At 46.9% G+C, this 15,112-nt stretch carries 12 protein-coding genes; all 12 read right to left on the bottom strand.

Going from position 1 to position 15,112, the window contains the following annotated elements; all coding sequences use genetic code 11:
- Positions 1-5: 5 nt before the first annotated feature.
- The gene (locus tag ABDB91_RS05695) at positions 6-1,283 is read right to left on the bottom strand and encodes a methyl-accepting chemotaxis protein (protein ID WP_347490646.1); all 1,278 of its coding nucleotides are present in this window, start codon (positions 1,281-1,283) and stop codon (positions 6-8) included.
- A gap of 158 nt (positions 1,284-1,441) precedes the next feature.
- Positions 1,442-1,618 (bottom strand): hypothetical protein, encoded by a 177-nt coding sequence (locus ABDB91_RS05690; RefSeq protein WP_347490645.1) that lies wholly within the window; start codon positions 1,616-1,618, stop codon positions 1,442-1,444.
- 13 nt (positions 1,619-1,631) lie between these two features.
- Complete coding sequence (locus ABDB91_RS05685; RefSeq protein ID WP_347490644.1) at positions 1,632-2,858, bottom strand: Ger(x)C family spore germination protein; 1,227 nt, start codon at positions 2,856-2,858, stop codon at positions 1,632-1,634.
- Positions 2,842-3,945 carry a GerAB/ArcD/ProY family transporter gene (locus ABDB91_RS05680; RefSeq protein WP_347490643.1) on the bottom strand — a complete coding sequence of 368 codons (1,104 nt, stop codon included), beginning with the start codon at positions 3,943-3,945 and terminating at the stop codon, positions 2,842-2,844. Before ABDB91_RS05680 ends, ABDB91_RS05685 begins: the two co-directional genes overlap by 17 nt.
- Positions 3,942-5,894, bottom strand: coding sequence for a spore germination protein (locus ABDB91_RS05675; RefSeq protein ID WP_347490642.1), 1,953 nt, complete (start codon positions 5,892-5,894; stop codon positions 3,942-3,944). The genes ABDB91_RS05680 and ABDB91_RS05675 overlap by 4 nt, the downstream gene beginning before the upstream one ends.
- Positions 5,895-6,246: 352 nt before the next feature.
- Positions 6,247-7,869 (bottom strand): ABC transporter substrate-binding protein, encoded by a 1,623-nt coding sequence (locus ABDB91_RS05670; RefSeq protein ID WP_347490641.1) that lies wholly within the window; start codon positions 7,867-7,869, stop codon positions 6,247-6,249.
- 35 nt (positions 7,870-7,904) lie between these two features.
- Positions 7,905-8,903, bottom strand: a complete 999-nt coding sequence (locus tag ABDB91_RS05665; protein ID WP_347490640.1) for an ABC transporter ATP-binding protein — start codon at positions 8,901-8,903, stop codon at positions 7,905-7,907.
- Positions 8,904-8,929: 26 nt separating this feature from the next.
- Positions 8,930-9,733, bottom strand: coding sequence for an ABC transporter ATP-binding protein (locus ABDB91_RS05660; protein ID WP_347490639.1), 804 nt, complete (start codon positions 9,731-9,733; stop codon positions 8,930-8,932).
- The gene (locus ABDB91_RS05655; protein ID WP_347490638.1) at positions 9,720-10,601 is read right to left on the bottom strand and encodes an ABC transporter permease subunit; all 882 of its coding nucleotides are present in this window, start codon (positions 10,599-10,601) and stop codon (positions 9,720-9,722) included. Before ABDB91_RS05655 ends, ABDB91_RS05660 begins: the two co-directional genes overlap by 14 nt.
- Before the next feature lie 4 nt (positions 10,602-10,605).
- Positions 10,606-11,535: an ABC transporter permease gene (locus ABDB91_RS05650; RefSeq protein ID WP_347490637.1), complete on the bottom strand. Its 930-nt coding sequence runs from the start codon at positions 11,533-11,535 to the stop codon at positions 10,606-10,608.
- The gene (locus ABDB91_RS05645) at positions 11,532-13,367 is read right to left on the bottom strand and encodes an ABC transporter ATP-binding protein (protein ID WP_347490636.1); all 1,836 of its coding nucleotides are present in this window, start codon (positions 13,365-13,367) and stop codon (positions 11,532-11,534) included. Before ABDB91_RS05645 ends, ABDB91_RS05650 begins: the two co-directional genes overlap by 4 nt.
- Positions 13,364-15,109 carry an ABC transporter ATP-binding protein gene (locus ABDB91_RS05640; RefSeq protein WP_347490635.1) on the bottom strand — a complete coding sequence of 582 codons (1,746 nt, stop codon included), beginning with the start codon at positions 15,107-15,109 and terminating at the stop codon, positions 13,364-13,366. Before ABDB91_RS05640 ends, ABDB91_RS05645 begins: the two co-directional genes overlap by 4 nt.
- Positions 15,110-15,112 lie beyond the last annotated feature (3 nt).

Here is a 15,112-nt window from a genome sequence, read left to right as displayed (position 1 = left end):
CTTTATTAAGCCGCCCGAGCGGAAGTAAGTTCATCCATCATTTGCATAAAAATATTAATTATATGTTTTGAGGCCGTAGTAAAATTGACAACCTGGCGAAATGCTTCATCACTGTTGCCTGCATGATGATACTTAACCGCCGCAATACCATACTGGTGCACCTGTCGATGAGGCTCTTCAATAGCGACAAAGGCGCGCTGCAACGCATCGCTGTATTTTTTGATGATTTCCCGACCCTCACCGTAATACCATTGGCCTAAAAGACAGTTATGATGATCAGCCAGTACCTCATCTGCGGCGTTTTCACCCCTGATGGTTTTAACCACCCGCCCAATCCAAACGGCATGGTCAATAATTCGTTCCGCCAAAAAGGCCGCCAATCCAATATCCTGAAAATCTTTACGGCGCTCAAGGAACTGCCACACATCACCCGTAACCCGTAAAGACAGCTCACCATGTTCCCTGGCATCGGCGGCTACTTCATCGGCAAACTTAGTGTTTTCAGCAATGGTTTCTGTTTCCGCGGCAATTTCCTGGGTTGCCGAGCTTTGTTCATCGGTAGCACTGCTTAATTGGCCAAGTATTTCAGTCATTGATCTTACGCTCTCCTCAATACGGTCAAAAGGTGAAGCCAGCTCCATAGCTGATTGGATACCGCTTTGAACGGCTTTTACGCTGTTGTCCAGCGCCTTCAGAGTAACGTCCATACCCTCCGTCACCAAAGAAACGTTTTCTTTAATATGACCGGCGGACTGCTTGGTCTGTTCCGCCAGTTTACGTATCTCACCCGCCACCACGGCAAAACCTCGGCCGGCCTCACCGGCCCGCGCAGCTTCAATAGAGGCGTTTAAAGCAAGCAAATGGGTCTGCGAAGTAATTTCATTGATTACTTCCACTGTTTCATCAATTCGGTTTACCCGAGTGCCCAGCTCTTTAATAACTCCGACCAGTTCAGCAATATTATCATTGGCGCGTTCAAGCTCCCGCAAAGCACCGCCCAGCACCGCCTTGCCGGTATCCACCACGTTTTCAACTTCATGCTGTACACCGCTGGCATACTGAGCGGAAGCCGTTATTTCCTCAATGGAGGCGGACATCTGCTGAACCGCCGCCGACAGTGCGTCCAGCTCGCCGCTGATATTTTTAACGCGGTTTTCTGTTTTATAGGCGGTTAATTCGGTATAGGCATTGGAAAACATGGAATAGGCAACGGATTTGGTCATAGCCTGTAATAAATTAATCATATCCCGGTCGTTATATTGCTTAAAGAAAGGTAAATTCATAACTTTAGAAGCTCCTTCTTAAGGTTTTATATATTATATAATAACAGGTTTAATTAAATATAAAAAGTATATTAATAATTTATTAAAATTGCTGTCGGGTAAACCGACCCGCAAATGTCGCTGGGATAAACCTTTGCCGGCATATGCCACATCTCACCTTACAAAAAAGCATAATAAATCATCAGCAGCACCGGCGCCGCGAAAGTGACACCGGCGATAATTAACGCACCAACTGCGCCGCGCAAGTTTCTTTCTTCCTTAAGGGCATACCAACCATAACTGGCCACATGCAAAGATGTGGCGGCAACCACCAGAATTATTAACGCATAAACCATTTTCATATCTCCCTTATTCCAGCGGCGTCATCTTGCGCACAAGGCCGATGCGTCTTATCTTGAAATCAACATTTACCGCAATATTTGCCCCGGCATACTTTTCATCCCACTTATAAGCTTCCCACTGGGACCAGGTCCAAAACAGTTTTTTGGCATGCAATCCAAACCCCAGGAAGTCAGCGCCCAGTTTCTGACTTTTAGCTATTGTTTTTTCAAGATCTTCCCGAACGTGTTTCTCCACAGCCTCTTCCAAAACAGGTAAATTATCAGGTTTTTCATAGTTATAGCCGCTCTGAATGCTTAAAATTTCCCCTTCCAGCTTAACATCAGCCGTTATTTGGGGATATCCGTCCACAATCCGCACATCTATTTTCGGTTTTTGCCTGGGCCTAACTTCTATAATTAAAAACCTGTCCGGTTCTTTGGGATCAAGTACATCCATTATGCTAAAGCTAAGGGTACCCTCAAAAAGTTTTTGCATTCCCACCTCATCTCCATCCAGGGTGTCGATCATTCTGCCCTCTTTAAAAACAGCGCCGCCCATAACCTCAATTTTATCTCCTCCTTCGCGGGGGATCCTGCCGGCCTGGTAATTACCCTTAGGCTTGAAAGAATTGTCGGGGAAAACAGACGTTTCGCGGTCCAAGGAAGCCAGTAAGGCCACCGAAGCAACTCCCGGTTCTTTAGACTTTATATAAAATTCGTGAAAAGTGTCAAAGGGGATAAACTCAGTGTTTCGCCAACCTCGCTGCAGCAGTTCGTAATACTTGCCCACATTATCTTCCAATTTAGGTGTCCCTTTAGCCAAAAAATCTTCGGCCCGCCCCTCGCAAATTACTACGTGTGAAGAGCGGCGAAACTGGTAAAAACGGGTTATAGGGCCAAAGTACGGTGCAATACTCTCTTCGGCCAGCTCACGGGAAAATACAAACCACTTGGTATGTGAAAGGTCCGCCCGCCTATCCACCATGGCATTTAGCAGTTCCAGAGAGCTGAGCAGAGTGGGCGCTTCCAGGGAAACGGTGTAAAAGCCGCCTCCACCTGTCGGCTCACCGCCGCTGCCCCCGACTATATTCTTGGGTACGGCAATCACGACAGTAACGGTAAGTACGTTTTGGCGCCCTTTATCCAAGCCCATAGCCAGCACCCAAGCTCTTTCATCAGGCTCGGAGTAGTCATAACAACCGGGCAATATTAAGCCCAGCAGCAGCAGCAAAGCCAGGCTAAGCGCCTTTTTCACCCTGACCACCTCCCTTTGTTTTAAACCATGCGGCCATATATAAAGTTAAAAGTATAGCAATTAAAGCCCCAAAGCTACACAAGCTGAAGTATTGATCCATTTGTGCCAACTGGGCTACATTTTGAGTTACAAAAGCCGCTACTACCGAAAGTACGGTTGCCGAAAACACAAAGGGGCGGTAGTCTTTTAGTTTACACATGCGAGCCAATATCTTTGCCCCGGCGTAGAAAGATATAGACAACAAAATTAAATTTGCAAACACCCATATCGGCAGAAAGACCACTTCCATGCGTTGTCCGAATCGGCCAATATTAATGATCCGGGCCAGTTCAAAAGAAGGCAGTGTTAATTCCGAAGCGGTAGGATAAGTAAATACAAGAATGGTCACCAGTACTATCAAAAACATAAAAGTACCGGCTATCAATACGCCCCAGATGCCGATAGCTCGCACCTTGTCTTGCGGTATAAAGGGGTAAATAATCCCTAAAAGCAGAATCTCCACAAAATCACCCGTATTCATTAAAGCAGCTTTTATGATTTCATGGGAGCCTGCACCCAGCAGCGGATAAATAGAAACAAGATCCCAAAAAGGGGAGGTTAGCACATACAACAAAATCATACTTAGCACTAGAATGCCTACTAAAAACCTGGCGGTACGGACGATAGCTTCCAACCCCAGGTAACTTACGATCATGGAGCCCATTACAAAAGATATTACTACCAGACTGATGGGAGTATCGGGCAAGAAACCGGCCACCACCCGCTCACTGGTGCCGCGCAGGGCAATAGCAGCCACAAAGATAATTACTATAAGGTAATAAAAGGAGAATAAGGTATTGATGTAGGGGCCGGTAAGCTCTTCCCCTATTTGCACCAGATCCCGCCCGGAAGACTTAGCCAGTAAAGCCGCCAGGAGCCATACACCGCCCAGCCCAATGGCAATCTGTATTAGAGGGATCATCCAGGCGGCGTTCATACCTGCTTCAATTAAAGGTGGGCCGTAAAATATAAAAGTCTTGGCCGATATATAAATAAAAAGTATGGAAATAGCTTCCGATATACCGACAACGGGCTTATTTAAGCTCATTGCTTTTCCCCGCCCCCTCCGTCGTCAGGGTACAACCACCGGCGACTGATTTGGGGCTGGCGCTTTGGTTTTAACGGATCTAAGTAATCCGGCCTTTTTTGCTGCTGCCAGATCATGCCCCGCATCCAATAATCCCGGCCTTTGTTGGTCACCGGGGCTGCCGGGGCCATAAAAGGCACTCCGAAGGACTTTAAGTTAACCATCAGGCCAACGTGAATAAAAACACCGATTAAGATACCCAAAAGGCCGAACAGGGAGGCTAAAATTATGTAGACGAACCGCAATACCCTGATGGACAGGGAGAATGAGTAATTTGGTATAGCAAAGGATCCAAGTGCCGTAACGGCAACAACGATAATTAAGATGGGACTTACTATGTTGGCGGCTACCGCGGCCTGACCCAATATCAGTGCACCTACTATACCCAAGGTGGTGCCTACGGTGCCCGGAACCCGGACCCCCGCTTCCCTGATCAGCTCAAAGGAGGTCTCCATAATCAATATCTCTACAATAGACGGAAAAGGTACTCTTTCCCGGGAACCTGCAATGGCCAATAAGAGGTCGGTCGGTATAAATTCCTGGTGATAGGCTACAATAGCCACGTAGTGCGCGGGTAAGAGCAGGGCTACAAATAACCCGAAATAGCGGATAAGCCTGGCGAAAGAGCCGAATGGCCACCGCACATAAGCGTCTTCCGGAGATTGCATCAAATCAAAAAAGGTACAAGGCACCACCATGACAAAGGGATTGCTGCCTACTAATATAGCGATTTTCCCTTCTTCTAAATTCGCTGCCACCCGGTCGGGCCGCTCGGTGGATAGCACCTGGGGCGCCGGATAGAACGGCGCGTCTTCAATCATCTGCTCCACCAGGCCGGTTTGCTGCAAGTAATCCCCTTTTATAGAGGATAGCCGCCTCTTTACTTCCTTTATTATGTCAGGGTTGACTATGTTGTCCATGTACATAATAGCAACCTGCGTGGGTGAGGAACTTCCCACCTGGATAAACTCTGTAATCAAAGCAGGCTTTTGTATTATTTTTCGAATTAATGAGGTATTTACCCGCAGCATTTCGGTGAAGCCTTCCTGGGGACCGTTGATAACTGCCTCCACCTGAGGCGTGCTCACATTGCGGTATTGCCAGCCCTTGGTCTCCAGCATTAAGGCCTGGTTATAGCCGTCAATTAATAGAACGCTGTTTCCAGAAAGAATATCTTCCACAATCCTATTAAAAGTATCTGCTTCAGAAACCTGATTGTTGGGCAGAATGGCTTGCTTGACCCGGTCAAAAAAGTCTTTATATATAGTCCGCTTTTCACTGCCGGCATCCTGTATCTTATCCAGGGGAATGTCCCGCAGGCCGGAAAGGAGCATCAAGGGCTGCAGGACCGCCGTGTTTTGCACCTGAGAATTAGTAATCCCATCAATAAATATTAGCAGAGCCTGGGTAGGCGGTTTTGTGCCAATAGAAAAACTGCGAAGAACAGCGTCTTTATTATCAGGCACCCGAAAAATTTTTTCCAGCACCAGCCTATTTTCTTTCAGGTCATAAGAAAGTTTTACTTTTTTATGTAAGATCTCATCAATGCTCTGGTTAACTGCTACCTTCCCGGCATATTTTTCCTGCACGGGCTTATTATTGCGAGGCTTTTTCCTTTTTCTTAAAGATCGCCTGCCGCCGGCTTTTATTCCTTCTTTATCCGGCTGATTACCTGCCTCCAGCAGTTTTTCCCTTAAATTATTAGAAGCAACCGCATCTATTTTTTCGTCAGCACCACTCGTTTTGTCTTCTGTTCCCTTTTGTTCTTCCGACTTATCTTTTTCCCGGTTATTAATCTTTTTAGAATCGGAGCTATCGAATCTATCCTCAATTCCAGATTCGTAATCATATGATGGAGATTGGGGTTTCTGATATAACAATAATTTGGTCAGAGTTTTTAGCACTGGCATGGCGCACAACCTTTTACGTAAATTCACAAAAACTAGAATTAAGTTAACCCAAAGAACTTAGCATTATTCCCAGCGGCTTAATCCTTATCCAAATCATTGCAACACTAGATAAATTTGCAAGCACAAGAAACCGAACGTGATATGCATTGCCTGAAGATATGGTTAATTATTTAATCGGCAACCTGTTACTATCATAGATATAATGGCCATAAATTAAACCTCCTTAATTTAAAGACAAACCAGGGATCCAAAAGCCCCGGCACTCCTATGGCCGGGGCAATATTCAAACCCACATGGAACAGCTACCATGCGGCAAAATTGGAACGGTATGACCGATACGCAAAAGAAAGGCTTACCTCAAAGCTTCTTTAATATCAAGTTTTTCCCATTTTATAATTTCATATGAGGTTGTCGCCTGTTCTAACCCTATAAGACGGTTATTGTATACATACAGTTTCTGAGGGTAGTAAAGCGGCAAGCACATTGCTTCGTCGTACATAAGCTTAAAGATTTCGTCATACAGCTCCTGACGTTCATTTTGCTCTGTTGAAGCCAGTGCCTTATCAATCAGACCGTTAAGCTCCTCATTGCTCCATGCGACGGATTTGCCGTCCTGAGTGGGGTAATACAGCGATATCAGGAATCCGCTGGGGTTCCATGAATCGGCGTAAGACCTGTACAGAATCATATCGAAGTCTCTTGTGGTCCAGATAGAGTCATAATAAGCGTTCATTTCCTGGAGCCTAAGCTCAACATCTATGCCTATTTCTTCAAGCTGAGAGGCCACGAATTCACAAATAGGTTTCCAATCCGGATATTCGGAGTTCTGAAATACAAGCCTGATATGAAGCGGTTCGCCATTCCTATCCAAAATTCCGTCGTCGTTCGTATCTTTATAGCCCGATTCATTTAGCAGCTTCACCGCTGTTTTGGGAGAATAATCATAGCCGAAACTGTTTTCAGCCGTTACGTATGGATTTCCTTCAGAAAACAATCCCTTGGCCTCCTTTGCGTACCCATCCAGAATATTGTCAATTATGCTCCCCTTGTTTATAGCGTGGCTGATTGCTTTCCTTACGTTTAAATCCTGAAGCGCGGGGGTTTCGTAATTGAACATAAAATGGCATGTATCCGTCCCTTCCGTCTTGAGTATGGAGAGGTCTTCCTTCTGCTCTATTAATGAAACGTCTTCAGCCATAATTGAGACGGCAAGGAAATCGACCTCGCCGGTCTGCACGGCCATTAGCCTGGCCTGCGCATCGGTAATAAGTTTAACTATAATTTTGTCGATTTTAGGCTTATCCCCATAATAATAAGGGTTAGGAACTAGTACGCTCTCGTTTTTATCATAGCTTTCAATCATCCACCTGCCCGTTCCTATCGGCTTAACAAATTCGCCTTGCCGGTCAAGGGCGTTTGGGCTAATCATGCGCGAGGGGCGCGGGTATGTAAGCTCTGTCAAGTAAGGATAGTAGCTTTTGTTAAAGGTCATCTTGACAGTATAATCGTCAAGCTTTTCAATATTCGTCAGGTTCTGGGCAAGGCTGAGCGACGCCGTTGATGAGGCGCCTTTCCATCTGCCCACGTTAAACAGGACCGTATCGGCGTTAAAATCGCTTCCATCGGAAAACTTAACATCTTTACACAGCTTAAACGTGTATTCCTTGCCATCCGGACTGATTTTCCAGCTTTCAGCAAGGCCGGGCTCTATCTTCCCGCCTTTGCCGAAAACCACTAGCGGATCGTAAATAAACTCCTGATGCAGGATGTCGCCCGCGCCGTAAATCGCATCAAGCATTCCGATCTCTCTGAGGTCGGCTACGCCCACCACGACCGTTTTGTCGTCAGAGGCATTTTGATTCTTTTGTCCGCTCTGTTCATCTGAGGTTTTGCAACCGCTTATCACTGTCACCAACAGCATGACGGATAAAAAAAATACGACCCTGCTTATCTTATTTTTATCCTTATTTAGCATTTATTCTTCCTCCTTTTTCACTTAATTTTTTTATCTTAATTGCATTTCGCAATGAGCGCGCTTGTTTTGTCACAGCTACAACAGGCCACATAGTGTCCGTTGCCCATGTCCTTAAGATCAGGAATCACATCCGAACATATTTGCCGCCTGGAGCCGCACAGGGAGTAAAAAACACATCCGTTTTCATAGCGCTTCGCCTGATTAAGTTCCTCTGTCTTGATATGTTTGCGAACGCTTCTCTGACTTGGATGTAAAATAGGTACCGAATCCATCAGCATTTGGCTGTACGGGTGTTTCGGCCGGGGCGTTAAACCGGATTCAAGCGGAAAGATCTCCACCAGTGTTCCCCTGTACATCACACCCACCTTTTTGCAGCTATAGCGTACTGTTGAGATATCGTGAGAGATAAATATACAGGTGAGCGACATATCACGAATCATGTCGTTAAGCATATCAAGCGTCTTTTTCCTGATAGAAAAATCAAGACTGGCAACCGGCTCGTCGCAGATAATAAGCTTAGGCCGCGCTATCAGCGCTCTCGCAATGTTCGCCCTCTGTCGCTGGCCACCGCTAAGTTTCTCCGGATACCTGTCGGCAAAGGAAGAGTCAAGCCCCACTCGCTCAAGCATGTAGTTCACCCGCATTTTGATTTCATTCCCGGTCAATCTTTCGAAATTCTCAAGGGCATGCTTTATGCTGTTGCCAATAGTATAATATGGGTTAAATATTGACTTGCTGTTCTGAAAAATAATCTGTACATTTTTACGGGCCTTTTGCATAGTGGCAAAATCAAATTCTCTAATATCCTCTCCACTGTAAAGGACCTGGCCTTTGGTAGGGGCTTCCAGCCCTGCCGCGATTTTAGCAAGAGTTGTTTTGCCGCAGCCGCTTTCGCCGATAAGCCCCAGACTTTCGCCCTCGTTAATCTGAAAGCTTACATTTCTGAGAACGTCCTGAGAATCGGTTCCCCCCCTAAAGACGCCATGAGAAGCGTAATTTTTTGAGATTCCCCTTAACTCAAGCAGCGGGACCATTTTCACATCATCTCCTCAACAAATGTTTACACACACAAAATAGACTGTAACAGTTCTTTTGTATATTTGTGGGCCGGGTTATCAAATATCCGCGTCACTTCGCCGTATTCGACTATCTGTCCGTCCTTCATAATATAGACGTCATCGGCAATTTCCGCTACTACACACAAATCATGCGTGATAAAGAGGACACCCGTATTGTTATCGTCACGCAATGAAACGATCTCATCAAGTATTCTGGCCTGTACCGTAACGTCAAGCGCCGTGGTTGGCTCATCGGCGATAAGCAGCGGCGGCTTCTGCGCCATTGCTATGGCAATCATCACTCTCTGGCACATCCCACCGCTAAGCTGGTGCGGATATCTGCTCATCAGTACGGTAACGTCACTGAGTTTCATCCTTGACAGAAGCTCCCTTGCGGAACTGTCCGCCTCTTTTCGGCTGATTTTTTTATTTGCGCGTATAGCCTCAATAACTATATCTCCAATCTTCATGCGCGGATTAAGCGACTCAAACGGATCCTGAAAAATCATACCGATACTGTTTCCGAGCATACTGCGCTGTACACGCCGCGGAAGCTCAAGAAAGTTACGGCCGGATAATATAATTTCTCCCTCCACAATCTCTCCCGGTGTATCGATCAGATTCATAACAGCTGAAGCTGTCACTGATTTGCCGCAGCCGCTTTCTCCAACAATAGCCGATATCTTGCCGGGCATAACCTTAAGGCTAACACCGTTAACAGCATGGACAATATGACTTTTACAATTAAACTCGACCTTAAGGCCTTTCACTTCAAGAACCGGAACCGCGTCATCAATTTGCCGCATTAACCGTCCCCCTGCTTATAAACCTTTTCAAGCCTTCACCTAGAATGTTAAATGACGCTACGGTAGCAACAATCGCCGCGCTGGGATACAGCATCAGTTGGGGTTGTGTCTGTATATAGTTTTTGGCATCGCTTATCATGACGCCCCATTCCGCTGTGGGAGGCTGCGCACCAAGTCCGATAAAGGAATAACCGGCTATCGAAAGAATAATCTTCCCCATCTCAAGGGTTGCCAATACGATCAGCGGAGGAATAACATTCGTTAAAATGTGGGTGCGCAGCATTTTAAAATGAGAGAATCCCGATGCTTTCGCCGCCATTACAAAGTCCTTTTCCTTAATTTCAAGAACCATACCCCTCACCAGCTTCGTAAAATCTCCCCATGAAGTCACAACCATGGCAATAATAAGATTTTTTGCGCTTGGTCCCAACGCGCCGGCTATGGCCAGTGCGACGACGGGAGCGGGCAGGGCCAGAAATATATCGGTAGAGCGCATAATAAACGTATCGGCAATGCCCCCGAAATATCCCGAGATCAGCCCCAAGACAAGGCTGATGGCAACCATCGAGCCCAGTATAATTGAAGCGTAAGCCAGGGATGTGCGCGCACCGTAAAATGTGCGGGATGCGATACATCGCCCGATATTATCTGTTCCAAACCAGTATTCCGCGCTTGGTAACATATATTTATTGGCTGGATTCGACGCATAAGGATCGTTTGGCGACAGCACAGGTGCAAACAATGCAACCAATATTATGGCCATCAGCATGACGCAGCCTATAACCATCTGTTTATTCCATGGGTGCCTGCTTCTCAATTCGTATGATATTTCTGCCGTAGGCATATTCATCGCTTCACTTCTTTCCATAGTGCTAAGTAATCTTTATCCTAGTGTCAACCGCTTTATAAATGACATCGACAATCAGGTTGACTATGATAATTAAAGCAGCGGCAAACAGCATAAAACCCTGTAATACGGGAATGTCCTTGTTGTATATAGAGTTCAACGCCAATTGGCCAAGCCCCGGCCATGAAAAAAGCGCCTCTATTACCGCGGAACCTCCTATCATGCTCCCGACCGTTACGCCAAGCTTTGTAAGCGCGGGCAGAATGGAATTGCGCAGCGCGTGCCTGGCTACAATTACCGTCTCGCTGACTCCTCTTGCTCTTGCTGCCTTTATGTAGCCCTTTCCCATAACGTCAAGCATATTGTTCCTGATCAGCATGATAAACGGACCGCAGTGGCTTATTCCAAGGGTTATAGCCGGAAGCCATACGCTTTTTGTGCCAACACCGCCGACGATATCTACCAGCTTTAGTTTTACTCCGAAAACAAACAGTAACAACAGTCCCAGCACGAACGGAGGAATGGATACCGTTGCAAACGACAGCAGCTTCGCTGCCTTATCTATTAAGGAATTGGGATATAGCGCCCCTAATACCCCAACGATCAGCGAAACAATGAACATAATCGTAGCTGCATATGCAGTGAGCATAAGCGTGGCGGGAAGACGGGCCATCAGTTCTGAAGAAACCGGCGCTTTTGTTTTGTAGGAGTTGCCCAAATCAAACCGGACGACGCCCTTTAGCCATTCTCTGTACTGCATAGGATAAGACTTATCAAGTCCCAATTCCGATTTTACAATATCCACGGCTTTCTGTGAGATGACTCCCGCTTCCGATCTTGCAACGATAGCCGCCGGATCCCCCGCCGACAGGGTGCTCAGCGCAAATGTTACAACCGTAACAACAAAGAGTATTGGAAAAAGTAATATTATCCTTTTTATAACAAACTTGGTCATATACACGCACCTTCCACACATGCGGACATGGATACCTTTTGCAGTTGTCCGGCTTCGTTGCTGTGCATTGGATCGGCGAACAATCCCTGCATCTGGGGCAACACTAATGAACGGTATGACTCGTTTTGCCTGAAAAGCTCCTCGTGCGTTCCAATTCCCGCAACCTGCCCATCCTTCAGTAAAACAAGCATATCCGCAGCCATAATGGTTGAAAGCCGGTGGGCCACAACTAGAGTTGTAAAGCCCTTATACGAGCTTTCCATTGATTTGTGAATTTTGCTTTCATTTTCTGAATCCAGACTCGAAACAGCCTCGTCCAGTATAAGCACGGGCGAGCGCTTTAGTATTGCGCGCGCAATGGCAATCCGCTGGCGCTGACCGCCCGAAAGAGAAAGCCCTCGTTCCCCGGCCAACGTTTCATACCCATGGGGAAGAGCCATGATAAATTCATGGGCTAGAGCCGTTTTCGCAGCGGCTTCCACCTCCTCGCCGGTGGCATCGATTCTGCCAAGCCTTATATTCTCTCGTATTGATACGTTAAACAGGTAAACGTCCTGCAAAACCACCGAAGTAAGTTCACGCAGGCTGTCCATGGCCATTTCCCTTATGTCCACGCCGCCTATGCTTATCGAGCCGTTTTCAACATCCCAGTACCGCAGCAGCAAGCTTACGCACGTTGACTTGCCCGAACCCGAATGACCTACCAACGCTACCCGCTGGCCCGGTTTAACGGTAAATGAAATATCCTTGACAGCCAACTCAAGCTCATTGCCATAGCGGAAAGACACATTTTCAAAACGGATTTCAGGCACGATAGCTTCCGTATCCACAGTTTTTCCGTTATCTTCCACGAGCGCCCTTGCTTCAATAACCTGATAAACGCGATTTGCCGCGGCAAAAACAAGTCCGAAATTCCGGGCCGTATTACATACCTCAATAACCGGATTAAAGGCAAGACCGGCAAGCATCATAACAACGGGATAGTACTCAAAGGCAAGTTTTCCGTTAAAAACAAGCCATGCCGCCACCCCCATCACACAAAGCGTGCTCACGCCAACCGTAAGCTGCAAGAGCGCGCCCTCTGTGCCAAGCCTTTTGCCGTAGCTGTGCTGACTGGTATACATTTTCTGCATATATTTACGATTTTTCTTTTGATAGACCTCCACATTGTTAAGCATGAGTATTTCCTTCATGCCCTGAATTCCCTCCATAGTGACGGCGTTGGCATCTCCAAGTTCTTTGCGCACGGATGCGCCCTGTTCATCCGCTTTCTTTTTTCTTGCAACAGGTATAAATATAAGGACCGCAAAGAACAGCAGCATAATTACAGGCAACACAGGATGCAGCCACCCTAAAAATGCCAGCAAAATAACTGATACGATTACCGCTACGAACACACTGCCAAAGGAATGTGCAAAAAACCATTCCAGCAGCTCAACATCGCTCATTAGCGTAGACGCCAGCTGTCCTGATCGCATATTGAGCAGAATCGCGGGTGATACCCGTTCCACTGCCTTAAGAAGCATAATGCGCAGATCCGCCAGTACCTTGAACGCCACATCGTGAGCAAACCACATTTCAAAAAAATACGCGACCACCCTTAACAAAATTAACACGCACAGTGCGATAAAAAGCGTCCGCCAGCTATGGGAAATCTTTTGTTCCAGCGCCAGGCCCACCATATACGCGCACAGTGCGGATACGGATACGGTGAATAAATGGTTGAATACACCGCTGGCTACCGCTAAAGCCATTTCGCCATAATGCTTTTTAAGGCTTCCGATAAGCTTAAACACAGATTGCAACCGGTAATACTTTTCACTGTTATTCAAACAACCTGCCTCGCTTTCTCCTGCGCCTGCACAAGTTTTGTATAAACGCCTTTTTCACACTGAGCGAGCGCATCATGGGTTCCGGCTTCACACAGTCTGCCGTTATCCAAAACATAAATAACCTCGGCCTGCTTTATGGTTGACAGTCTGTGAGCAATAATAACCGTCGTTCTTTCCTTCATCAGCCGTTCGAGCGCCTCCTGGATAACGCTTTCTCCCGAGATATCGACGTTTGAGGTAGCCTCGTCCAGAATCAACACAGGGGAGTCCTTAAGAATGGTTCGGGCAATAGAGATACGCTGCCTTTCGCCGCCGGAAAGCGTCGCGCCCCTTTCTCCCACAATCGTCTGATACCCCTGCGGCAACGCCATGATAAAATCGTGAGCGTTGGCCGCTTTGGCCGCCGCAATGCATTCGTCGGCGGTTGCCTCAGAATTTGCCATGAGCAGGTTCTCTTCAACCGTGCCGTAAAACAAATAAGTATCCTGAAAAACAACCGCAATCTGATCACGCAGATAATCAAGAGGATAATCCCGCACTTCATGACCGCCTATCATGACCCTGCCCTGCTGAGGATCATAAAATCTAAGCAGCAAATTAACCAACGTTGATTTTCCCGAGCCGGATTTTCCAACTACGGCCGCCGTCTGACCAGGTTTAATATGTATAGTCACGTTACTCAGCGCATTGCCCCCGTCATCCCGATATTTAAACGTAACGTTTTTGAGCGTGATTTCCGGTGGGGTCCGCATAAGCCTGTTTTTGCCCGCTCCCTCCGGTACGCTCAGTTCTACCGAAGTATCAAGGACTTCATAAAGCTCCTCCGCCACTGAGAATCCGAGGTAACTACCGTGCCAGTAGACATTAAGCTCATAAAGCGGCCGCATGCTTTCTCCAGCCAGGAACAGGATCGTCAGCAGCGCCGAAGCCGATAGGCTCCCCTGATAGGTATGCCAAGCCGCTATTCCCACCGCCAGAGCAGTCCCCGCCGCGCAAAGCAATATAATAACGGCGGAATCCGATAAGGACATTCCCGTATTGTCTATAGAGGATTTAGCAAAGCGCCTGGCGTCTTTGTTAAGATTTTGCTGCGTTCGTTTACTTACGTTAAACGCCTTGAGCGTGCTCATTCCCTGCATAGCATCGATATACTGGGCGTTAAGATGCGCATAGGACTGCCAGTATTCAATCATAAGTTTTGAAATCGCCGGCATAAAAAGGTGCGGCACTATTATGGCAAGTACGGCCGCCAGCAATATAAGGACGCTGACAAACGGGTCAACCATGAATATATAGGTAATCGCCGCCCCTACGGAGATAAGCACAACGAATATATGAGGTATATACTGAACAAGAAAAACTTCAAAGGATTCCACGCCGTCGGTAACAAGCGACTGGATGCCGCCGCTGCGTTTGCCATCCTGATAGGCCGGTCCCAAGCGCAGGAGCTTTTCAATTAAAGTCTGGCGTATATTCCTCTTGATCTTGGCCCCCATTTTTTTGGCAAATCCTTCTTGATAACGCACCCAGAAGGCTTTGAAAAGAATCGCGAATAAAACGCCCGCGATAAAAGGCATTATCTCTGCGTATGGCCGCCTGTTAAATACAGCGTTGATTACTCCGGCAACCATAAACGCCTGTAAAAAGCCTGCGGCGCTGATGAACAAACCAATAAGCACTTTCAGTACGGTTTCTCTCGGAGCCGTCTTAAGAAAAGAAGCCAGGCGCAGATAAGTTCCCATAGC

It is taken from the genome of Desulfoscipio sp. XC116 (assembly GCF_039851975.1).
In the GTDB taxonomy this organism is placed as follows: domain Bacteria; phylum Bacillota; class Desulfotomaculia; order Desulfotomaculales; family Desulfallaceae; genus Sporotomaculum.
Note: the sequence above shows the minus strand (reverse complement) of the source record. Positions and strands in the feature narration are given on the sequence as shown.